The sequence below is a fragment of the Enterobacter sp. EC_50 genome, from assembly GCF_019584525.1.
Taxonomy (GTDB): Bacteria; Pseudomonadota; Gammaproteobacteria; order Enterobacterales; family Enterobacteriaceae; genus Enterobacter; species Enterobacter roggenkampii.
This window is the reverse complement of the sequence record NZ_VDAF01000030.1, coordinates 35115-55617: the sequence shown is the minus strand read 5'-3', so window position 1 is coordinate 55617 and position 20503 is coordinate 35115. Positions and strand designations below refer to the sequence as shown.

The following is a 20503-nucleotide window of genomic DNA, read 5'->3' as shown; positions in this document are numbered from 1 at the left end:
ATTCATTTTTCGTCCGAGGACGTTAAGAATCCATGTCACTTTGAGTGCCCACACAGATTGTCTGATAAATTGTTAAAGAGCAGTGCAACGCGGCTTTCGCTCACCGTTGCGAGGTCCCGTATATTACGTTTTCCTCATTCAGAGTCAAGTGATTATTTTCGCTTTTCTCTGTTGGCGTTCATCTCTGAACCCCGCTAACCCGGCGGCCTGTAAGCCGTTGTTCCGTGTCAGTGGAGGCGCATTATAGGGAGTTCTCAGACGTTGACAACCCCTCTTTTAAAAAAAACTTTCAACCGTCTCTTTTTTGCTCAAAACCGTGCTACAGCGCCAGTTTTTCGAGCGTTTCAAAGCCATAACGGCGTAAAACGGGTAAAAGTTGTTCAGTTTCTTTTGTTAACGCCATACAAAACGCGATATTCGCATCCGTAGATTTCGCATCCGGGGCCTCATGCTCCAGCAACCAGGCCGTACGACGGGCGATAGCCGCACCGGAATCCACCAGGCGTGTCCCCTCCGGCAGCACCTCTAATAGCTCTTCCTGGAGTAGCGGGAAGTGGGTACAGCCCAACACAACGGTATCCGGGGGTTCAGGCATCCGCAGCCACGGACGAAGAATACGACGCAGCTCGTCGAGTGATACCGCCTTGCCATGCAGCTTCGCTTCCGCCATCTCTACCAGCTCAGCCGAACCGAGCATCGCAATCTGGCATTCGTTGGCGAAACGGTCGATCAGCTCGCGGGTATAAGGACGCTTTACCGTACCTCGCGTGGCCAGCAGGCCCACAATGCCGTTCGCCGTCAGACGCGCGGCAGGCTTGATTGCCGGGACGACGCCCACAACCGGGAACTGGAATTTTTCACGCAGGGCGGGAAGAGAAACGGTGCTCGCCGTATTACACGCGATAACGGCCAGCGCAAGGGGATAACGCTGTTGTACCGCAGTGACGATTTCCACCACGCGCTCGACAATAAAATCTTCGCTCTTTTCCCCATACGGGAAAGCGACGTTATCGAAGGCGTAGATGTAATGGAGATCCGGCAGGAGATGCCGAATCTCATCATAGACCGAAAGCCCACCGACGCCGGAATCAAACACCAGCACGGTAGGGCGCGGATTAGAAGGTGTAGCTGCCAGACAAGGTGTATTCCCGTCCTGCAGTTTGGTAGCCATAAACTGTCTCGTAATCTTTATCGAACAGGTTGGCTATTTTACCACGAACTGTAAGGTGTGAGGTGACAGGATACGAAACTGCGACATCCCACAGGCTTACACCGCCCATTTTTACTTTCTCAGACGGGTAAGTACCAAAGTCAGTGTCGTAACGCGTACCGAGATAGTGATAAGTCAGGCTCCAGTCGAAATCATAGATCTGCGTGTCGAGCTGATATTTCACCTGCTGCTTAGCACGACGATCCAGAAGTTCGTTGGTTGCGGCATTTCGGGCATCCACGTAGTCATAGCCAACAGTATGCGTCAACGGACCCGTATCAAACGATGCTGTCGCTTCCACACCTTTAATGCGCGCTTTACCGACGTTGTAATATTGCTGAAGGTTATTATCGAAGTCGATGAGATTATCAACGTCATTACGGTAGCCGGATACGCGCCAGCTCACGCCCGCCGTCAGGCCTTCAAACGCACCTTCCCACTGCTTGCTCTCTTCTGGATCAAGATGGTCATTGCCATAGAAACCGTAGAGTTGACCCAGATTCGGTGCCTTATAGGCCGTACCATAAGAAGCAACGAAACGGTAACCCTCCACGAACTCCCAGGCCGCACTGCTTTGCCAGGTGCCATGACGACCGAACTGAGAGTTGTCATCGCTGCGAACCGCCCCTTCCAGGGTGAAGTCACCAAACTGCTGCAGCCCGGTCAGGTAGACGCCGGTGTTACGCAGGTCGTAGCCGTTGGTCACGTAGTTTGTACCCGGCTCGGTGCTCTGCTTCTGCCAGTCAACGCCCGCGCCAATGTTCCCATGGCCAACATCAACGGAGTTAAGCCACTGGACGTTGTACTGTTTGATTTCATCCAGCGTGGCTGTCGAATCGTAGCGGCCTAAATTTGGGTCGTAGTTATAGTCCTTGCTGTGGCTATAGCTGGTGAGCAGCTGCGAATGGAAGATGTCATCGTTGAAGCGCAATCCTGCATCCCAGGTCTGGCTATAGAGCTGGCGGGTATCGACCAGTACGTCAGGGGTAAAGGAGCTGTAGTAGCCGTCGTAGGCCGTACGGTTGCTGTAGCCAAAGCCGCGAACAAAACCGCTCCACTGGTCTGAGAATGCGTGATCCAGTGCGCCGTAGAGCGTTTTATTCATAAAACCGTCGCGATCGGTCTGGGCAAGGCCACCATTGTTGCCGTCCGCAACCACATCAAACCCTTTGGTATAGGTGTAATCACCCGCAAGCGTGACGCGCGTGCTGTTGCCCAGTGTTTGCTGAGTACTGCCGCCATAATTCTGGTAGCCGTGCGAGCCTACGCCAGCATTCAGCGTGGTACCGTCCTTCGCACGAGTAGTAATAATGTTTACGACACCACCAATCGCGTCTGAGCCGTATACCGCCGAACGCGGTCCACGAACATATTCGATTCGCTGTACCAGGGAGATTGGGAACTGGCTGAGATCGGACGACCCCGTGACGCCCGCCTGGTTAAGACGGATCCCATCAACAAGGATCAGGACGTGGCTGGAGTTGGTGCCACGGATAAAGAGAGAGGAGAGTTGCCCCATCCCACCACTTTGCGCCGTATCCACGCCGGGCAGGCGACGCATAACGTCCAGCACCGAGGTCGACTGCCAACGGTCAATATCGGCACGCGTCACAACCGAGGTTGCAGCCAGAATAGTTTTTTCAGGTTGTTCGAAACGATTTGCCGTCACCACCAACGAGTCTGCGCTATCCTGCGCCCAGCCCGAAAATGCCGTGACGGACAACGCCGTCAGCAGCGATACTTTTTTAATCATTGTTAAAGCATCCACAATATAAGAAGGATGCCGCAGGCCTCATCGATAGCACGCGATGATGAAACCAAATGCGACGTGATCCCGGCAGGTCTTCGGGCTAGGTGGCTATATAAGGATGAAGACTTCCCATTTTCACAGTGTCTACAACGCTCATCCCGCCAGTCTTTACCGCTGCGCGTCAGCTCCAGATTTACACTGGATTCCCTTTTCACTCTCAGGAGACCGGAAACAGAATGCTACAATTAGACACGTATGGATGTCCAGACAGCTATTGGCCATTAACTCTGGACATCCCCTGAACAATGCCTACAATCGCCGCGTAATTCTTTATCACTCAGGACGCATCATGACCCCAGAACACCTCCCGACAGAACAGTACGACGCGCAGCTGGCAGAGAAAGTCGTCCGCCTGCAAAGTATGATGACGCCTTTCAACGCGCCCGTTCCCGAGGTGTTCCGCTCTCCTGTCAGCCACTACCGCATGCGTGCAGAGTTCCGCATCTGGCACGACGGTGACGACCTGTACCACATCATTTTCGATCAGCAGACGAAATCCCGCATTCGCGTGGACAGCTTCCCGGCAGCGAGCGAGCTTATCAATCAGCTGATGACGCTGATCGTTGAAGGCGTGCGTAACAACCCGGTGCTGCGCCACAAGCTGTTCCAGATTGACTACCTGACCACGCAAAGCAATCAGGCCATTGTCTCACTGCTGTACCACAAAGCCCTGAACGACGAGTGGCGCGAGCAGGCCGAAGCCCTGCGTGATGCGCTGCGTGCGCAGAACATCAACGTTCACCTGATTGGCCGTGCGACAAAAACCAAAATCATGCTGGATCAGGACTACGTCGACGAGCGCCTGCCGGTGGCGGGTAAAGAGATGGTCTATCGTCAGGTGGAGAACAGTTTTACCCAGCCGAACGCCGCGATGAACGTGCAGATGCTGGAGTGGGCGCTGAAGGCGACGGAAGGGTCTAAGGGCGATCTGCTTGAACTCTACTGCGGTAACGGCAACTTCTCGCTGGCACTGGCGCGTAACTTCGATCGCGTTCTGGCAACCGAAATCGCCAAACCGTCGGTGGCCGCCGCGCAGTACAACATTGCCGCCAACCATATCGACAACGTGCAGATCGTTCGTATGGCCGCAGAAGAGTTCACGCAGGCCATGAACGGCGTACGCCAGTTTAACCGTCTGGAAGGAATCGATCTGAAGAGCTACCAGTGTGAGACGATTTTTGTCGACCCGCCGCGTAGTGGCCTGGACAGCGAAACCGAGAAGATGGTGCAGGCGTACCCGCGTATTTTGTACATCTCCTGTAACCCGGAGACGCTGTGCAAAAACCTGGAAACGTTAAGCCAGACGCACAAGGTTGAACGTCTGGCGCTGTTCGATCAATTCCCGTATACGCACCATATGGAGTGCGGCGTTTTACTCACGGCGAAGTAATGAAGACCTTGTAGGGCAGGTAAGCGAAGCGCCACCTGCCAAAAAGCCGGATGGCGCTTCGCTTATCCGGCCTACAAAACCCTTATCTACTCCGGTAACTGGCTCTTACGGCTACGCATGCGCGAGCCAATCCAGAACACCAGCGCAACAGACAGTACCGCAGGGAAGAAGTTAGAGCCGATATCCGGATACTCCGCGCGCACCACCGTGCTGTACAGCAATACGCCCAGAATAAAGCAGGCGGCGGCCAGCCTCGGTAACCCCACCGGCATGGTGCGGTTCAGGTAGCGTTGATGCAGGCAGTACACCGTCAGCACCAGCGCAATCAGCGGGAAAATCGAAAACGGCACGATGGAGCTAAAAATAGCGGCGAACGTACCATTAATGGATAAGCCAGCGATCAATGCCAGCAACAGCGTCCCTTTATCCTGACCTGACTGTTTCATTACTCACCTTCACTCTTCGGTTTGATGTGCCAGTTTCTCTTGTTCACGGCGATACCAGTAGTACGCGCCTTTGGAGATCATCCTGAGCTGCAATACCAGTCGCTCTTCAAGCTGCTTGCGTTGTTCAATGCTGACGTCCAGCGCTTCGGCACCTGCGCTGAAAACAATCGTCACCATCGCCTCGGCCTGTGCTTCGGTAAACGCACGCGGCATATGGTTTTCGAGTTCAAGATAGTCGGCAAGTTCCGCGATGAAGTGCTGAATTTCACGCGCGACGGCGGCACGAAACGCCGCCGACGTGCCCGAACGCTCGCGCAGAAGCAAACGAAACGCGTTGGGGTTGTTGCCGATAAATTCCATAAAGGTCGATACGGAGGTACGGATCACGCTGCCACCTTTGGCGATACGCTGACGCGCCTGGCGCATCAGCTGGCGCAGCATCAAACCGCTCTCGTCGACCATGGTCAGGCCCAGTTCATCCACATCACGGAAGTGACGATAGAAGGACGTTGGCGCAATCCCGGCCTCGCGTGCGACTTCGCGCAGGCTCAAACTGGCAAAACTTCGCTCAGCACTCAGTTGACTGAATGCGGCTTCCACCAGCGAACGCCGGGTTTTCTCTTTTTGTTGTGCTCTTACGCCCATCACGATAGTTGAATCCTTCCAAAGGCCTGATGGCACTATACCAGAGAATAAAATTAATCTGTTTACCTGGCTTTGTGAATGATTGTTTACGTGCGGTTTGTGCTCCACTGCCGGAAAAAAGCACAACGATAATTGGGTTACTCTGGCAATGATGTTATGATTCTGTTGCTTTTATGTATAAGAACAGGTAAGCCTTACCATGCCACATTCCTACGATTACGACGCAATAGTTATTGGTTCCGGCCCCGGCGGCGAAGGCGCTGCTATGGGTCTGGTGAAACAGGGAGCCAGAGTAGCGGTCATTGAGCGCTACCATAATGTCGGCGGCGGTTGCACCCACTGGGGCACCATCCCTTCGAAAGCCCTCCGCCACGCCGTTAGCCGCATTATCGAATTTAACCAGAATCCTCTTTACAGCGACCACTCCCGACTTCTTCGTTCCTCTTTTGCCGACATCCTGAATCACGCGGATACCGTCATTAACCAGCAGACGCGCATGCGTCAGGGGTTTTATGAGCGTAACCACTGTGAAATTTTGCAGGGCAACGCGCATTTTGTGGATGAACACACCCTGGCACTCGAATGCCACGACGGGTCGGTTGAAACCATCACCGCTGAAAAATTTGTGATTGCCTGCGGTTCACGCCCGTACCATCCGGCCGACGTGGACTTCTCGCACCCGCGCGTCTACGACAGCGACTCGATTCTGAGCCTGCACCATGAACCCCGCCACGTCATTATTTATGGCGCAGGGGTCATTGGTTGCGAATATGCGTCGATCTTCCGCGGAATGGACGTCAAAGTTGACCTGATCAATACTCGCGACCGCCTGCTGGCCTTCCTCGATCAGGAGATGTCGGACTCCCTCTCCTACCACTTCTGGAACAGCGGCGTGGTGATTCGCCACAACGAAGAGTACGAGAAGATCGAAGGCTGCGACGACGGGGTGATCATGCACCTCAAGTCAGGCAAGAAGCTGAAAGCGGACTGCCTCCTGTACGCCAACGGCCGTACCGGCAACACCGATTCCCTGCAGCTGGAAAATATCGGGCTTGAAACCGACAGCCGCGGTCAGCTGAAGGTCAACAGCATGTATCAGACCGCCCTGCCGCACGTTTACGCGGTCGGCGACGTGATTGGCTACCCAAGCCTGGCCTCCGCCGCTTACGACCAGGGACGCATTGCGGCTCAGGCGCTGGTGAAAGGCGAAGCGACGGCGCATCTGATCGAAGATATCCCGACGGGTATCTACACCATCCCGGAAATCAGCTCAGTCGGCAAAACCGAGCAGCAGCTGACGTCAATGAAGGTGCCTTACGAGGTGGGTCGTGCGCAGTTTAAACATCTGGCGCGGGCGCAAATCGTGGGGATGAGCGTGGGAACGCTGAAGATCCTGTTCCATCGCGAAACGAAAGAGATCCTCGGGATTCACTGCTTTGGTGAACGCGCCGCGGAAATCATTCATATCGGCCAGGCGATCATGGAGCAGAAAGGTGGTGGTAACACCATTGAGTACTTCGTCAACACCACCTTTAACTACCCGACCATGGCGGAAGCCTACCGGGTAGCGGCACTAAACGGCCTGAACCGCCTGTTTTAACGCGCTGTCGAAATGGCCATCCATCGCACCGCGGATGGCCTCTGCCAGCTGCTCATAGCGGCTGCGCAGCGGTGAACCCGGGCGATAAACCAGGCCAATCGTACGACGCGGCTCTGGCTTAATGCACGGCAAGTAGACCACGCCATCACGTTTACGCTCGTGCGGCACCGCCAGCGCAGGCAGCAGCGTAATACCGCTTCCCGCCGCAACCATATTTCGCAGGGTTTCCAGGCTGGTTGCGCGGAAGTGGGTATCTTCATCAGCACCCGCTTCGAAACAGAAGCCCATCGCCTGGTCGCGCAGGCAGTGGCCATCTTCCAGCATCAGCAGCTTTTCACCCGCCAGATCGGCCATCGGCACGCGATCGCGGTTCGCCCACGGGTGATCTTCATAGATCGCCAGCATCATCGGCTCATCGAACAGCGGCACTTCAATAAAGGCTTCACTCTCTTTTACCAGTGCCAGAATGGCGCAGTCGAGCTTGCCGCTGTCCAGCTGCGCCAGCAGCTGATGCGTCTGCGCTTCATGCAGGTACATTTCGAGTTTCGGGAACGTCTGGTGCAGCATCGGAATGATGTGCGGTAACAGGTACGGGCCAACGGTTGGGATCAGGCCAATATGCAGCGGGCCGGACATGGCCTCCCCCTGCTGGCTTGCCATTTCCTTGAGCACTTTGACCTCGCGCAGCACGGTACGCGCCTGATCCACCAGCAGAAGACCTGCCTGTGTGAACAGAACCTTACGACTGGTGCGCTCCAGCAGCATCACGCCCAGCTCGTCTTCAAGCTTGCGGATCTGGCCGCTCAGCGTGGGCTGGCTGACGTGGCAGGAATCTGCCGCGCGGCGAAAGTGACGATGCTCGGCTAACGCAACCAGGTATTCAAGATCACGAATATTCATTATTCATCCTCCGTCGCCACGATAGTTCATGGCGATAGATAGCATAGCAACGAACGATTATCCCTATCAAGCATTCTGTTGAATAATACACCACATAGACGAGGCGGCACGTGTTTGACCCTTGACGTCCCCACACCGTCAGCGAGTTTCTCTCAAAACTCGAACAACTAAAGCCAACGTGAACTTTTGCGGACCCCGTGGTCCGCTTTTTTTTTGCGTAAAAAAGCCCAACTCAGGGTTGGGCTGGGGTTTTGTAGATCGGGTAAGGCGAAGCCGCCACCCGACGTTTCAGGCATCAAATCAGGCGGTTTTTCGCCTCCGCAATTGCCTGCGCCACCTGCTTAGGCGACACGCCGCCTTTCGCCGCACGCTTGTCGAGGCAGGACTGCAGCGCCAGTATCGGATAGACGTCATCCCCGATAACCGCACTGAATTTTTGCAGGTCGGCCAGCGCCAGATCTTCCAGCGGTTTACCCTGACGAATGGCTTCCACTACCGCTTCACCGACAATATGGTGCGCTTCACGGAACGGTACGCCCTTCGCCACCAGATAATCCGCCAGCTCGGTAGAGTTCGCATAGCCCTGCTGCGCCGCTTCCTGACAGCGCGGACGCTTCACCTGAATGCCGTCCAGCACCAGCGCGCCCATATGCAGACAGTCGAGCCAGGTGTCGAGCGCGTCGAACAGCCCTTCTTTGTCTTCCTGCATATCTTTGTTGTACGCCAGCGGCAGCCCTTTCAGGGTCATCATCATGCCGGTCAGCGCGCCCTGCACGCGGCCACATTTCCCGCGGATCAGCTCCAGCGCGTCCGGGTTTTTCTTCTGCGGCATCAGGGATGAGCCTGACGTCACGCGGTCGGACAGCTCAACGAAGCCCGCTTCACCGGAGTTAAAGAAGATCAGATCTTCGGCAAAGCGCGACAGGTGCACCATGCCGATAGAGGCATTGGAGAGCAGCTCCAGCACGTGATCGCGGTCAGAGACGCTGTCCAGGCTGTTACGGGTGGCGGAGGCAAAGCCCAGCCAGCCTGCCAGCTGTTCACGGTCGATTTCGTAAGCGGTACCCGCCAGCGCGCCGCTGCCCAGCGGGCTGACGTCCAGACGCTTCAGGGTATCCTGCAGACGGCTTTCGTCACGCGCCAGCATCTCAACGTAGGCCAGACACCAGTGCGCAAAAGTCACCGGCTGCGCGCGCTGCAGGTGGGTATAACCCGGCATCACCGCGTCCTGATTGTTCTGTGCGGTCTCCACCAGCGCGGTCTGCAGCTGACGGTTAGCCGCCAGCAGCTCCGCGACGGTATCTTTACACCACAGCTTCAGGTCGGTGGCGACCTGGTCGTTACGGCTACGCCCGGTGTGGAGCTTTTTACCCAACTGACCGACCTTGTCGATCAGCTTGCCTTCCACCCAGCTGTGAATGTCTTCGGCATCGCTCTGCAGAATTTGCTGCGGATCCAGACGCACTTCTTCCAGCAGATTGTTCAGCGCCTCTTCCAGCTGCTGCTGTTCGTCTGCGGTCAGTACGCCAACGGTCACCAGCGCTTTGGACCAGGCCACAGAGCCGACAATATCCTGTTCGGCCAGGCGGTAGTCGAAGCGCAAAGAGTCGTTGAACTGTTTGAACCGCTGATCCGCTGCCTGTGTAAAACGCCCACCCCAAAGTGCCATAACGAATTTCCTTAATGATGATATTTTTGCCCGGTGGCGCTGCGCTTACCGGGCCTACACAATTCACGTAGGCCGGATAAGCGAAGCGCCATCCGGCACAGAATCTTAAGCCAGAATACGCGTGCCAATCGGCGTGCCGTTAAACAGCGCCGGCAATTGCTCCGCGTGACGCCAGGAGGCGATATCAACCGGGCGGCCCAGCGTGCGCGCCGCATCCAGCGCGGCGTTCACTTTGACGATCATGCCGTCGGTAATAATGCCCTGAGCAATCAGCTGCTCGGCTTTCTCAGCCGTCATTTCCGCAATGCGCTGGCCTTTACCGTCCAGAATGCCGCTCACGTCGGAAAGCAGAATCAGGTCCGCGCCCAGCGTTGCCGCCAGTGCAGTTGCCGCCTGGTCAGCGTTAACGTTCATCAGCTCGCCCTCTTCGGTCACGCCGATAGAGCTCACCACCGGCAGGAAACCGCCTTCCAGCAACGTGTTAATCAGCTTAGGCGAACCCGGCTGCGCCAGTCCAACGTGACCGAGCGCTTCGTCGAGCTGGGTCACTTTTACGCTGTCGCCATCGCCCAGATAGAGGCCAACGGAGGCAATGTGGTGTTTCTTCGCCCAGGACAGCAGGGTTTTGTTCGCCGTACCCGCCAGCGCACCGGTGATAATGTCAATCTGATCCGCAGGCGTCACGCGCAGGCCGTTTTTCTTGATCACCGGCAGGTTGAGCCCTTTCATCAGCTCATCCACCACGCAGCCGCCGCCGTGCACAATCACCAGCGGACGTTGGTGTGATTCGCGATAGTTCACCAGCGCGGTAAACAGACGCTCCAGCGCTTCTTCGCTGTCCAGCAGTACACCACCGAGTTTGATAATTAATGGGTTCATCATCACACCTTAAATAAGAGCCTGCGTTTCCGGGAAACCGAAACGAATATTTGCACACTGCATTGCCTGAGCGGCAGCGCCTTTCAGTAAGTTATCTTCTGCGGCCACCACGATGAGATGCTCACCCTGCACGGCAAAGCCGATGTCGCAGAACGGCAGGCCGACCACATTTTTCAGCGCCGGCACGCCTTTGTCGTACAGGCGCACCAGCGGTTTGTCCGCATACGCCTGCGTGAAGACCTCATTCACCTGCTCTTTGGTCACGCCCGGCTTCAGGCGGCAGGTAATGGTTTCGAGGATCCCACGCGGGAAGCTGCCCAGATGCGGCGTGAAAATCACGTCCGCGCCCAGATGGGTGGTGATTTCAGGATGATGGCGATGATTAAACACGCCATACGGCTGAAGGCTCACTTCGCAGAAGCTGTTGGAGATGGCGGCCTTGCGCCCTGCTCCGCTCACGCCGCTGGTGGCGTTGATCACCGGCCACTGGTTCAGATCCAGCAGCCCGGCGTCGATCAGCGGTTTCAGCGAAAGCTGTGCCGCCGTCGGGTAGCAGCCCGGGACAGCAATCAGATCCGCTTCTTTCAGTTTGTCAGCGCTCCACTCCGCCAGGCCGTACACCGCTTTTTCAAGCAGCTCCGGATGCTGATGGGTGAAACCGTAATATTTTTCGTAGAACGCGCCATCGTTAACGCGGAACGCGCCGGAGAGGTCGAAGACCACGCAGCCAGCCGCCAGGAACTGCGGCGCCAGGTCGTGGCTGACCTCGTGCGCGGTGGCTAAAAACACCACGTCGACGCCGTCGGTAAACTCGCTGATGTCAGACATGGGCTGCAAAGGCAGATCGACCAGCCCCTTAAGCTGCGGATGCAAATCGGAAATTAACTTTCCTGCATCATTGCTTTGCGCTGACACGGTCAAAGCGGTTATGGTCATATGTGGATGGCGATTCACGTAGCTTACAAGCTCTGCGCCCGCATAACCGCTAGCGCCTACAATCAGCGTATTCAACATCGGGTTCCTTTATGCTCAACGTTAATGTATTTTTATTCACATTTATTGCATGAATATTGATACTATCATGACCTAAGGTGTGTCAACAATGAAAATGAACTTACCGCCATTTATCGAGATCTACCGCGCCCTGATTGCCACACCGTCCATCAGCGCAACGGAAGAAGCGCTGGATCAGAGCAATGAGTCTTTAATCAATCTGCTGGCGGGTTGGTTTAGCGATCTTGGGTTTAACGTTGAGGTTCAGCCCGTCCCCGGCACTCGCCACAAATTTAACCTGCTCGCCAGTACCGGAACCGGTGCGGGCGGCCTGCTGCTGGCCGGTCACACCGACACCGTGCCGTTTGACGATGGCCGCTGGACGCGCGATCCGTTCACCCTGACCGAGCACGACAACAAGCTCTACGGTCTGGGCACCGCAGACATGAAAGGCTTCTTCGCCTTTATCCTCGACGCGCTGCGTGACGTGGACGTGACGAAGCTGAAAAAACCGCTCTACATTCTGGCGACCGCTGATGAAGAGACCAGCATGGCGGGCGCGCGCTACTTCTCAGAAAACACGTCGATTCGTCCGGATTGCGCGATCATCGGCGAGCCGACGTCTCTGCAACCGATTCGCGCACATAAAGGCCATATCTCTACCGCCGTGCGCGTGCTCGGCCAGTCCGGCCACTCCAGCGATCCGGCGCGGGGCGTCAACGCCATTGAGCTGATGCATGACGCCATCGGCCGCATCATGACCCTGCGCGACGATCTGAAAGAGCGTTACCACTATGAGGCGTTCACCGTGCCGTATCCAACGCTCAATCTCGGCAGCCTGCACGGCGGTGATGCCTCGAACCGTATCTGCGCCTGCTGCGAGCTGCACATGGACATCCGACCGCTGCCGGGCATGACCCTGAGCGATCTGGATGGTTTACTGAACGAAGCGCTGGCCCCGGTGAGTGAGCGCTGGCCGGGCCGTCTGACGGTCTCGGAACTGCACCCGCCGATCCCAGGTTATGAATGCCCGCCGGACCATCAGCTGGTCGAAGTGGTGGAAAAGCTGCTCGGTGAAAAGACTGACGTGGTGAACTACTGCACCGAAGCGCCGTTTATTCAGACGCTGTGCCCGACGCTGGTTCTTGGCCCTGGCTCCATCAACCAGGCGCACCAGCCGGATGAATATCTTGAAACCCGCTTTATCAAGCCCACCCGCGAACTGATTACCCAGGTTGTACATCATTTCTGCTGGCATTAATGACCTTTCCCCTCTCGGAAGAGAGGGGAAAATCCCGCGATCTCCGTCACATTTCCATAAGCATCTCTTATCTGACGCAATGCGAATTAAATTTCGTAAATTGCCCACATTTATTCGTTTGCTGAACCGTTTTCGCAGCAATTGACGACGGGGGTTTTACGTGGCTTTATAAAGGGAGATGACAAAATAATGTCCAGAAGATTTTCGCCTGGGCATAAACAAAAATGATGGGGTGACTGGGTTTTTATGAACGAACAATATTCCGCGTTGCGTAGTAATGTCAGTATGCTCGGCAAAGTGCTTGGAGATACCATCAAAGATGCGTTGGGGGAGAACATCCTCGACCGCGTTGAAACCATCCGCAAGCTGTCTAAATCTTCCCGTGCCGGTAACGAGGCCAGTCGTCAGGAGCTGCTCACCACCTTGCAGAACCTCTCGAACGACGAGCTGCTGCCCGTTGCACGCGCATTCAGCCAGTTCCTGAACCTGGCAAATACCGCTGAGCAATACCACAGCATTTCGCCAAACGGCGAAGCGGCCAGCAACCCGGAAGTCATTGCCCGCACCCTTCGTAAACTGAAAGACCAGCCAGACCTCAACGAAGCCACCATCAAAAAAGCGGTGGAGTCACTTTCGCTGGAGCTGGTACTGACCGCTCACCCAACCGAGATCACCCGTCGCACCCTGATCCACAAAATGGTGGAAGTGAACAACTGCCTGAAGCAGCTGGATAACAAAGACATTGCCGACTATGAACGCAACCAGCTGATGCGCCGCCTGCGCCAGCTGATTGCTCAGTCCTGGCACACCGATGAAATTCGTAAGCATCGCCCAAGCCCGGTCGACGAAGCTAAATGGGGCTTTGCGGTGGTGGAAAACAGCCTGTGGGAAGGGGTACCGAACTACCTGCGCGAGCTGAACGAACAGCTGGAAGCGAACCTGGGCTACCGTCTGCCGGTCGACTTTGTGCCGGTCCGCTTTACCTCCTGGATGGGCGGCGACCGCGACGGCAACCCAAACGTCACCGCAGAAATCACCCGTCACGTCCTGCTGCTGAGCCGCTGGAAAGCGACCGATCTGTTCCTGAAAGACATTCAGGTACTGATCTCCGAGCTGTCGATGGTAGAAGCGACGCCGGAACTGCGCGCGCTGGCCGGTGAAGAAGGCGCCAGCGAGCCGTACCGTTTCCTGATGAAAAAACTGCGTGGTCAGCTGATGGCCACTCAGGCCTGGCTGGAAGCGCGCCTGAAAGGCCAGCGTCTGCCAAAACCAGAAGGGCTGCTGAGCCAGAACGAGCAGCTCTGGGAGCCGCTGTACGCCTGTTATAAATCGCTGCAGGCCTGCGGGATGGGCATTATCGCCAACGGTGAACTGCTCGACACCCTGCGTCGCGTGAAGTGTTTCGGCGTGCCGCTGGTACGTATCGACGTGCGTCAGGAAAGTACCCGTCATACCGAAGCGCTGGGCGAGCTGACCCGCTACCTCGGCATCGGCGACTATGAAAGCTGGTCCGAAGCCGACAAACAGGCGTTCCTGATCCGCGAGCTGAACTCCAAGCGCCCTCTGCTGCCGCGCAACTGGGAGCCAAGCAACGATACCCGCGAAGTGCTCAACACCTGTAAAGCGATCGTGGACGCACCGAAAGGATCGGTCGCCGCCTATGTGATCTCCATGGCGAAAACCCCATCCGACGTGCTGGGCGTTCACCTCCTGCTGAAAGAAGCGGGCATTGACTACGCCCTGCCGGTCGCCCCGCTGTTTGAAACCCTCGACGACCTGAACAACGCCAACGACGTGATGAGCCAGCTGCTGAACATCGACTGGTATCGCGGCTTTATTCAGGGCAAACAGATGGTGATGATCGGCTATTCCGACTCCGCAAAAGATGCGGGCGTAATGGCGGCATCCTGGGCGCAGTATCAGGCGCAGGACGCACTGATCAAAACCTGCGAGAAAGCCGGTATCGAGCTGACCCTGTTCCACGGACGCGGTGGCTCCATTGGCCGTGGCGGCGCGCCAGCACACGCGGCACTGCTGTCACAGCCGCCGGGAAGCCTGAAAGGCGGCCTGCGCGTGACCGAGCAGGGCGAGATGATCCGCTTCAAGTACGGCCTGCCGGAAGTGACCATCAGCAGCCTGTCGCTTTATACCAGCGCGATCCTCGAAGCCAACCTGCTGCCGCCGCCGGAGCCAAAAGAATCCTGGTGCCGCATCATGGACGAGCTGTCAGACATCTCCTGCGATCTGTACCGCGGCTATGTGCGTGAAAACAAAGATTTCGTGCCTTACTTCCGTTCAGCCACGCCTGAACAGGAGCTGGGTAAACTTCCGCTGGGCTCGCGTCCTGCCAAGCGTCGTCCGACCGGCGGCGTAGAATCTCTGCGCGCCATTCCGTGGATCTTCGCCTGGACGCAGAACCGCTTAATGCTGCCCGCCTGGCTGGGTGCCGGTGCCGCGCTGCAAAAAGTGGTGGAAGACGGTAAACAGAGCGAACTGGAAACCATGTGCCGCGACTGGCCGTTCTTCTCTACCCGTCTGGGAATGCTGGAGATGGTCTTCTCGAAAGCCGACCTGTGGCTGGCGGAATACTACGATCAGCGCCTGGTGAAGCCCGAGCTGTGGGCGCTGGGCAAAGAGCTGCGCGAACTGCTGGAAGGCGACATCAAAGTGGTGCTGGACATCGCTAACGACTCACACCTGATGGCGGACCTGCCGTGGATTGCCGAGTCTATCCAGCTGCGTAACATCTACACCGACCCGCTGAACGTCCTGCAGGCAGAGCTGCTGCACCGTTCGCGTCTGGCAGAAGAAGAAGGGAAAGAGCCGGATCCACGCGTTGAACAGGCGCTGATGGTGACGATTGCGGGCGTTGCGGCGGGTATGCGTAACACCGGCTAATGCTTTACGCCCGGCGGCGCTGCGCTTGCACGGGCCTACGATAAGTAGGCCGGGTAAGCGTTAGCGCCACCCGGCAATACCCTGGTATCCACACCATGCACCACGACATTACCCAGATCCTGACTAACCTGATCAACGGCACAACGCCGCTGCGTCAGGTGCATTTTGCAAACTCCGCGACCTCCGCCCCCGAACTTGCCTTGCAGGTCGATTTTCCACGTCTGGAGATCGCGATCGAAGGTTCGATGCAAGACCAGGCTGGCTGCGTTTTACAGCAGGGTGATGTTTTATACGTACCGGCTGGCGGCTGGAATAATCCACAATGGCAAGCACCTGCAACAACGCTGAGCATCCTGTTTGGCAAACAGCAGCTTGGGTTTAGCCTTTTGCACTGGAATGGTATAGACGTTCGAAACCTGACAAAGCAGCACGTTGCCCGCCGCGGTCCCCGTATTGGATCGCTACTCTTACAGACGCTTCATGAAATGCAGATGCAACCGCATGAGCAACAAACCGCGCGGCTGATTATTGCCAGCCTGCTTAGCCACTGCGTCGACCTGCTGGGTAGTCAGATCCAAACCGCCTCCCGCAGCCAGGCTTTGTTTGAAGCGATTCGGGTCTATATTGACGAACACTACGCCACTCCCCTTACCCGGGAATCCGTCGCGCAGGCGTTTTATATCTCCCCAAACTACCTGTCGCATCTGTTCCAGAAAACGGGCGCAGTGGGTTTCAATGAGTACCTGACGCACACCCGACTGGAACACGCGCGCCAGTTGCTGAAAGGATATGATTTGAAAGTGAAAGAGGTGGCGCATGCCTGCGGATTTGTTGACAGCAACTATTTCTGCCGGTTGTTTCGTAAGAACACCGAACGTTCGCCGTCAGAATACCGTCGCCAGTATCACAGCCAGCTCACCGGGAAGGCGATTAGTCCAGAATGACCTGAGTATGCTGCGGAGCGGCTAACATTTTACGCACCGCCCCCATCACCTTTTGTGGGTCGCGTAAAAAGGCGCTAATACCGCACTTCACGTAGCGCGCATGCTCGAAACGTTCACTGCCCGCCAGTTCGATATCGGTAATGAGCAATACGACATCGGCACGCCGGATGTCGTCTTCCGTAAGCTCGCTCTCAACGCCCAGCGCTCCCTGCGTCTCAATGTTAACGCTCCACTTCTCCTGCTGGCAGAGCTTTTCCAGCCGTTCGGCAGCCATATAGGTATGTGCAACGCCACTGACGCACGCGGTCACCGCCACCAGATGACGTCCCGTTATCACTGTCATGTTCAGCCTCCCACGGTAACATTGAAACCTTCGCGCTCTGCCAGTTGACGCATCGCTGACACCTCATCTTCTGTCGGAGGGATCGCTTGCCGCATTCCCCACTCCTGTCCCAGCAGACGGTATTTTGGCTCTCCATACTGATGGAAGGGCAATAAATGCAGTTGCCGTATTCCTGAAGGTAGCAGGAAAGCCAGCACGCGCGCCATGTTCGTTTCGTTAAGCGTATAGCCAGGAATAAGCGGCACACGAGGAATCACGTTTATCCCGTCAGCCACCAGCTGGCGGAAATTATCCAGCACTCTGGGAAGATTCATTGCCACAATCGATTGGGCCAGATCCGCGTCCATGATCTTCAAATCAAACAACACTTCATCACACTGGCGAGCCAGCGGCATGAGTCGGGACAAAGGGGCATCGCCTGCCGTTTCAATGGCCGTATGCACGCCGAAACGGCGTAATCGCTGTAGAAATTGTGTCGCGAAAGGCGCCTGCAGCAACACTTCGCCACCCGAGAGCGTCACCCCGCCTCCCGAGGAACGAAAGAAGACATCGTCTTTCATGACCTCGTTTACCAGCTCCTCCAGCGTAACATCCCGCCCGATAGGCTCAAATGCGCCGGAGGGGCACTCATCGACGTCCCATAAACAGGGGGTGCAGTGAAGACATTTACTTTCTCTGCGCACCGTCTCGATTTTCGGTGAAATCGACTCCGGATTCGCACACCACGGACAACGGTGAGGACAACCTTTAAAAAAGACCACCGTACGGATGCCGCGACCGTCATTCAATGAGTAGCGCTGGATATTGAAAATACGCGCCACCTCGGCGCGCGTTTCAACCACGTCACAGCTGATGCGCTGTGCGGCGGATAATGTCATCCTGGATCTCCTTCGATAACTCAACAAAGAAGGCGCTGTAGCCGGCAACGCGCACCACCAGTCCGGCAAAATCCTGCGGACGCTGTTGCGCTTCACGCAATGTTTCCGCGTTCACCACGTTGAACTGGATATGCTGCAACTTAAGCTGGGTGAAAGCGCGAAGGAAATCCGCCAGCTTTTGCAGCCCGGCATCGCCTTCCAGCGTCGCAGGGGTGAATTTAACGTTTAACAGCGTACCGTTAGATAACAGATAGTTATCCAGCTTGCTTACCGATTTAAGTACCGCCGTTGGGCCCTGCATATCTTGCCCAAGCATCGGCGAGAGCCCACCGTCAGCCAGTTGCTCTCCGGCAAAGCGGCCATCCGGTGTCGCTCCCACCACCGCCCCCAGCGGCACGTGTGCCGATACGGTATAAGAGCCTGGCGTGAACTGTCCGCCGCGTGGGTTCCGGTATTTTTCGACCTCTTTACAGTAATGGCGCAGCAGTTCAGCGCTGATATTGTCGACATCATCGATATCATTGCCGTATTTTTCGAAGCGGTTGATCAACCTTGCACGCACCTTTTCGCCCTCTGGGGTAGCAAAGTTCGCTTTCAACACGGCTAAGAGCTCATCAAAACTTAAGCGCTGCTGTTCAAAGACCAGCCCTTTCAGGGCGTGCAGTGAATCACTCAGGTTGGCTATCCCGATCCCCTGAACGCCAGAAAAGTTATACCGCGCCCCGCCGTCGGTAATATCTTTCCCTGATTCAAGACAATCGCTGATAAATGAAGAGAGTAACGGTACCGGTGCCCAGTCTCGATGGCCGATATCGCAGATGTTGCTCCCCTCAACCATCAGCGCAATGTAGTGATTAATTTTGGCGCGAATATGGTCCAGCAAGCCTTCATAACTCAGCGCAGCATTACCTTCGTTCTCCTGCATCGCGATTTCCATTACTTTCAGCAGGTTAAACATCGCGATATCATGCAGACCGTAGGTTTTACCCGGAATAGACAGTTCTACACAGCCAACCACCGCGTAGTCGCGCGCATCTTCCAGCGACACCCCCCGATTCAGGAAAGCGGGCACCACCACTTCGTCATTGAAAATCTGCGGGATACCGGTGCCCAGGCGGATCGTCTCCGCCGTTTTAAGCAGAAAAGGACGGTCGATAAGTTCGTTAACCCGCACGCCAAGGTTCGGTTGAGGAAGCTGAACGCTCTGGTAAGCATCCAGGCACAGGAAGGAAAGCACATTCACTGCGCTACGACCGCTCTCCGTTAAACCACCCAACAACGCGGTATAACCCGTCGGGAAACCAGCAAAATAACGTGCGCTACTCGTCGAACGTAAAAGCACCACGTCATTGCATTTCACCCACAGCGATTCCAGTAGCTCTTTCAGAAATGCGGGATCGTCCCCCTGCGAAAGCGAAGCCTGATAAAAGGGCAGCATATACTGGTCGAAGCGCCCGATAGAAAGCGAGCTGGCGTTAGATTCGTATTGCAAAATGACGTTCATATACCAGAACAGCTGACACGCCTGCCAGAACGTTTGCGGCTTATGCTGCGCGTTGTGACGCGAGATTTCGGCAATCTTTCGTAGCTCTTCACGCCGTGAAGCGTCATCACAGCCGATCGCAAGCGTTTCAGCCAGCGCAGCATAGCGCAGAATATGACGCTGGGAGGCTTCAAGCAGAATCAGCGCGGCGGCATAGAACGTGTTCTGCGCATCGCGGGCACAATATTCTCGCATTTGCTCCACCAGCGCACCCAGCCCGTTATTCAGCAGGCGCGGATAATCAATAATGATATGCCCCTGCCCTTTGTCCGTCTGGTTGACGCTGAAAATTTGCGTCCCTACAGCGGCTTTCACCTCATCCGTCATCTGGCTGTTGATGAAATCCTTCATGGACCGTTTTTCCCAGTAGGGGTACAGCACGTCGCGGTAGGTCTGCTTGTCCTCATCGCTGATGTCAAAGCGGTCCTGCGGACGTGTGGAAAACTGGTCCAGCTCCTTAAGCAGCCAGTACGGATCCATCTCAGGGGACATAATGCCCGCGCGCGGTTTAACGGTCCGGTTTCCGGCAATCAGTTCCTCATCACGAATCGCGATGTTCACATGGTCAAGAATGTACGCCGTGGCTTTTGCACGCCTGAGGATAACCGGCTCACCTTCCGTCTGCTGATGGCTGGCGGTATAGAGCAAAGCACGCTCAAGCGAGATTTCACGTGGGCTGGCAAAAAGTGCGTCTTTCAAACTCTGGGTACGATTCGTCATGAGGGAACTCCTGTAAAGGAAAACGAGCCCGCCCCGAAGGGCGGGAGAGCGTCAGGCGGTTTGCGCCAGGTGGGCATCAATTTTGTTCATGATGGCGTCGGCGCGTTTTACCGCGTCGCTGATATTGACGCGTACAATGGTTTTCCCGGCAAAGCGCTCTTCGAATTTAATGCCGATATCTTTGGTCAGGATCACCATATCTGCGGCGGCAACGTCTTCTGCCGTCAGTTCGTTCTCGAGGCCAATCGACCCTTGCGTTTCAACCTTCACTTCCCAACCTTTAGCTTTGGCGGCACTTTCCAGCGCTTCGGCCGCCATGTAGGTATGGGCAACGCCTGACGGACATGCTGTTACTGCGATAATTCGGGCCATGT

Annotated in this window: 17 protein-coding genes and 1 riboswitch; of the genes, 5 read left to right on the top strand and 12 right to left on the bottom strand. The window is 56.1% G+C overall.

What is annotated here, in order from left to right; all coding sequences use genetic code 11:
• Positions 1-319 precede the first annotated feature (319 nt).
• Positions 320-1171: a glutamate racemase gene (gene murI, locus FHC48_RS20395; RefSeq protein WP_023293583.1), complete on the bottom strand. Its 852-nt coding sequence runs from the start codon at positions 1169-1171 to the stop codon at positions 320-322.
• A complete protein-coding gene (gene btuB, locus FHC48_RS20390; RefSeq protein ID WP_059364498.1) occupies positions 1116-2963 on the bottom strand; it encodes a TonB-dependent vitamin B12 receptor BtuB in 1848 nt (615 codons plus the stop codon). The genes murI and btuB overlap by 56 nt, the downstream gene beginning before the upstream one ends.
• A gap of 65 nt (positions 2964-3028) precedes the next feature.
• Positions 3029-3205: riboswitch (cobalamin riboswitch) on the bottom strand.
• 104 nt (positions 3206-3309) lie between these two features.
• Between btuB and trmA the strand changes: the two genes are divergently transcribed.
• Positions 3310-4410 (top strand): tRNA (uridine(54)-C5)-methyltransferase TrmA, encoded by a 1101-nt coding sequence (gene trmA, locus FHC48_RS20385; protein ID WP_059364500.1) that lies wholly within the window; start codon positions 3310-3312, stop codon positions 4408-4410.
• 86 nt (positions 4411-4496) lie between these two features.
• Here trmA and FHC48_RS20380 read toward each other — a convergent pair whose 3' ends face one another.
• Entirely contained in the window at positions 4497-4856 is a 360-nt protein-coding gene (locus tag FHC48_RS20380) for a YijD family membrane protein (RefSeq protein ID WP_220420577.1), read from the bottom strand.
• Between the two features lie 9 nt (positions 4857-4865).
• Entirely contained in the window at positions 4866-5504 is a 639-nt protein-coding gene (gene fabR, locus FHC48_RS20375; RefSeq protein WP_008501784.1) for an HTH-type transcriptional repressor FabR, read from the bottom strand.
• A 196-nt stretch (positions 5505-5700) separates the two neighbouring features.
• Between fabR and sthA the strand changes: the two genes are divergently transcribed.
• Positions 5701-7101, top strand: coding sequence for a Si-specific NAD(P)(+) transhydrogenase (sthA, locus tag FHC48_RS20370; RefSeq protein ID WP_008501785.1), 1401 nt, complete (start codon positions 5701-5703; stop codon positions 7099-7101).
• On the opposite strand, the gene oxyR is transcribed toward sthA, so the two are convergent.
• From oxyR to argC, 4 genes are all read right to left on the bottom strand, one after another.
• The gene (gene oxyR / locus FHC48_RS20365) at positions 7075-8001 is read right to left on the bottom strand and encodes a DNA-binding transcriptional regulator OxyR (RefSeq protein WP_044597477.1); all 927 of its coding nucleotides are present in this window, start codon (positions 7999-8001) and stop codon (positions 7075-7077) included. The genes sthA and oxyR overlap by 27 nt on opposite strands.
• A gap of 295 nt (positions 8002-8296) precedes the next feature.
• Entirely contained in the window at positions 8297-9670 is a 1374-nt protein-coding gene (argH, locus tag FHC48_RS20360) for an argininosuccinate lyase (RefSeq protein WP_032664787.1), read from the bottom strand.
• A 105-nt stretch (positions 9671-9775) separates the two neighbouring features.
• On the bottom strand, positions 9776-10552 hold the full coding sequence (gene argB / locus FHC48_RS20355; RefSeq protein WP_086374972.1) for an acetylglutamate kinase: 777 nt from the start codon (positions 10550-10552) through the stop codon (positions 9776-9778).
• Between the two features lie 6 nt (positions 10553-10558).
• Positions 10559-11563: an N-acetyl-gamma-glutamyl-phosphate reductase gene (argC, locus tag FHC48_RS20350; RefSeq protein ID WP_023293589.1), complete on the bottom strand. Its 1005-nt coding sequence runs from the start codon at positions 11561-11563 to the stop codon at positions 10559-10561.
• A gap of 88 nt (positions 11564-11651) precedes the next feature.
• Here argC and argE point away from each other — a divergent pair, with 88 nt between their 5' ends.
• The 3 genes from argE to FHC48_RS20335 all read left to right on the top strand — a co-directional run bounded on the left by argE (position 11652) and on the right by FHC48_RS20335 (position 16645).
• The gene (gene argE, locus FHC48_RS20345) at positions 11652-12803 is read left to right on the top strand and encodes an acetylornithine deacetylase (RefSeq protein WP_008501790.1); all 1152 of its coding nucleotides are present in this window, start codon (positions 11652-11654) and stop codon (positions 12801-12803) included.
• A gap of 246 nt (positions 12804-13049) precedes the next feature.
• Positions 13050-15701 carry a phosphoenolpyruvate carboxylase gene (ppc, locus tag FHC48_RS20340; protein WP_023345106.1) on the top strand — a complete coding sequence of 884 codons (2652 nt, stop codon included), beginning with the start codon at positions 13050-13052 and terminating at the stop codon, positions 15699-15701.
• A gap of 95 nt (positions 15702-15796) precedes the next feature.
• Entirely contained in the window at positions 15797-16645 is an 849-nt protein-coding gene (locus FHC48_RS20335) for an AraC family transcriptional regulator (protein WP_059364501.1), read from the top strand.
• Here FHC48_RS20335 and FHC48_RS20330 read toward each other — a convergent pair.
• From FHC48_RS20330 to FHC48_RS20315, 4 genes are read right to left on the bottom strand one after another with little or no spacing between them, the layout of a single operon-like run.
• Positions 16632-16988: a PTS fructose-like transporter subunit IIB gene (locus tag FHC48_RS20330; RefSeq protein ID WP_023326308.1), complete on the bottom strand. Its 357-nt coding sequence runs from the start codon at positions 16986-16988 to the stop codon at positions 16632-16634. The two genes, FHC48_RS20335 and FHC48_RS20330, sit on opposite strands and share 14 nt — an antisense overlap.
• A 2-nt stretch (positions 16989-16990) precedes the next feature.
• Positions 16991-17866, bottom strand: coding sequence for a [formate-C-acetyltransferase]-activating enzyme (locus FHC48_RS20325; RefSeq protein WP_032654083.1), 876 nt, complete (start codon positions 17864-17866; stop codon positions 16991-16993).
• Positions 17832-20129: a formate C-acetyltransferase gene (locus tag FHC48_RS20320; protein WP_059364503.1), complete on the bottom strand. Its 2298-nt coding sequence runs from the start codon at positions 20127-20129 to the stop codon at positions 17832-17834. Before FHC48_RS20320 ends, FHC48_RS20325 begins: the two co-directional genes overlap by 35 nt.
• A gap of 51 nt (positions 20130-20180) precedes the next feature.
• A complete protein-coding gene (locus FHC48_RS20315) occupies positions 20181-20501 on the bottom strand; it encodes a PTS fructose-like transporter subunit IIB (RefSeq protein WP_023326311.1) in 321 nt (106 codons plus the stop codon).
• Positions 20502-20503: the final 2 nt, after the last annotated feature.

Excerpts from the sequence above, each read along its gene's own strand:
- murI (WP_023293583.1), bottom strand. The coding sequence starts at position 1,171 with ATGGCTACCAAACTGCAGGACGGGAATACACCTTGTCTGGCAGCTACA.
- btuB (WP_059364498.1), bottom strand. The coding sequence starts at position 2,963 with ATGATTAAAAAAGTATCGCTGCTGACGGCGTTGTCCGTCACGGCATTT.
- trmA (WP_059364500.1), top strand. The coding sequence starts at position 3,310 with ATGACCCCAGAACACCTCCCGACAGAACAGTACGACGCGCAGCTGGCA.
- FHC48_RS20380 (WP_220420577.1), bottom strand. The coding sequence starts at position 4,856 with ATGAAACAGTCAGGTCAGGATAAAGGGACGCTGTTGCTGGCATTGATC.
- sthA (WP_008501785.1), top strand. The coding sequence starts at position 5,701 with ATGCCACATTCCTACGATTACGACGCAATAGTTATTGGTTCCGGCCCC.
- oxyR (WP_044597477.1), bottom strand. The coding sequence starts at position 8,001 with ATGAATATTCGTGATCTTGAATACCTGGTTGCGTTAGCCGAGCATCGT.
- argH (WP_032664787.1), bottom strand. The coding sequence starts at position 9,670 with ATGGCACTTTGGGGTGGGCGTTTTACACAGGCAGCGGATCAGCGGTTC.
- argB (WP_086374972.1), bottom strand. The coding sequence starts at position 10,552 with ATGATGAACCCATTAATTATCAAACTCGGTGGTGTACTGCTGGACAGC.
- argC (WP_023293589.1), bottom strand. The coding sequence starts at position 11,563 with ATGTTGAATACGCTGATTGTAGGCGCTAGCGGTTATGCGGGCGCAGAG.
- argE (WP_008501790.1), top strand. The coding sequence starts at position 11,652 with ATGAAAATGAACTTACCGCCATTTATCGAGATCTACCGCGCCCTGATT.
- ppc (WP_023345106.1), top strand. The coding sequence starts at position 13,050 with ATGAACGAACAATATTCCGCGTTGCGTAGTAATGTCAGTATGCTCGGC.
- FHC48_RS20335 (WP_059364501.1), top strand. The coding sequence starts at position 15,797 with ATGCACCACGACATTACCCAGATCCTGACTAACCTGATCAACGGCACA.
- FHC48_RS20330 (WP_023326308.1), bottom strand. The coding sequence starts at position 16,988 with ATGACAGTGATAACGGGACGTCATCTGGTGGCGGTGACCGCGTGCGTC.
- FHC48_RS20325 (WP_032654083.1), bottom strand. The coding sequence starts at position 17,866 with ATGACATTATCCGCCGCACAGCGCATCAGCTGTGACGTGGTTGAAACG.
- FHC48_RS20320 (WP_059364503.1), bottom strand. The coding sequence starts at position 20,129 with ATGACGAATCGTACCCAGAGTTTGAAAGACGCACTTTTTGCCAGCCCA.
- FHC48_RS20315 (WP_023326311.1), bottom strand. The coding sequence starts at position 20,501 with ATGGCCCGAATTATCGCAGTAACAGCATGTCCGTCAGGCGTTGCCCAT.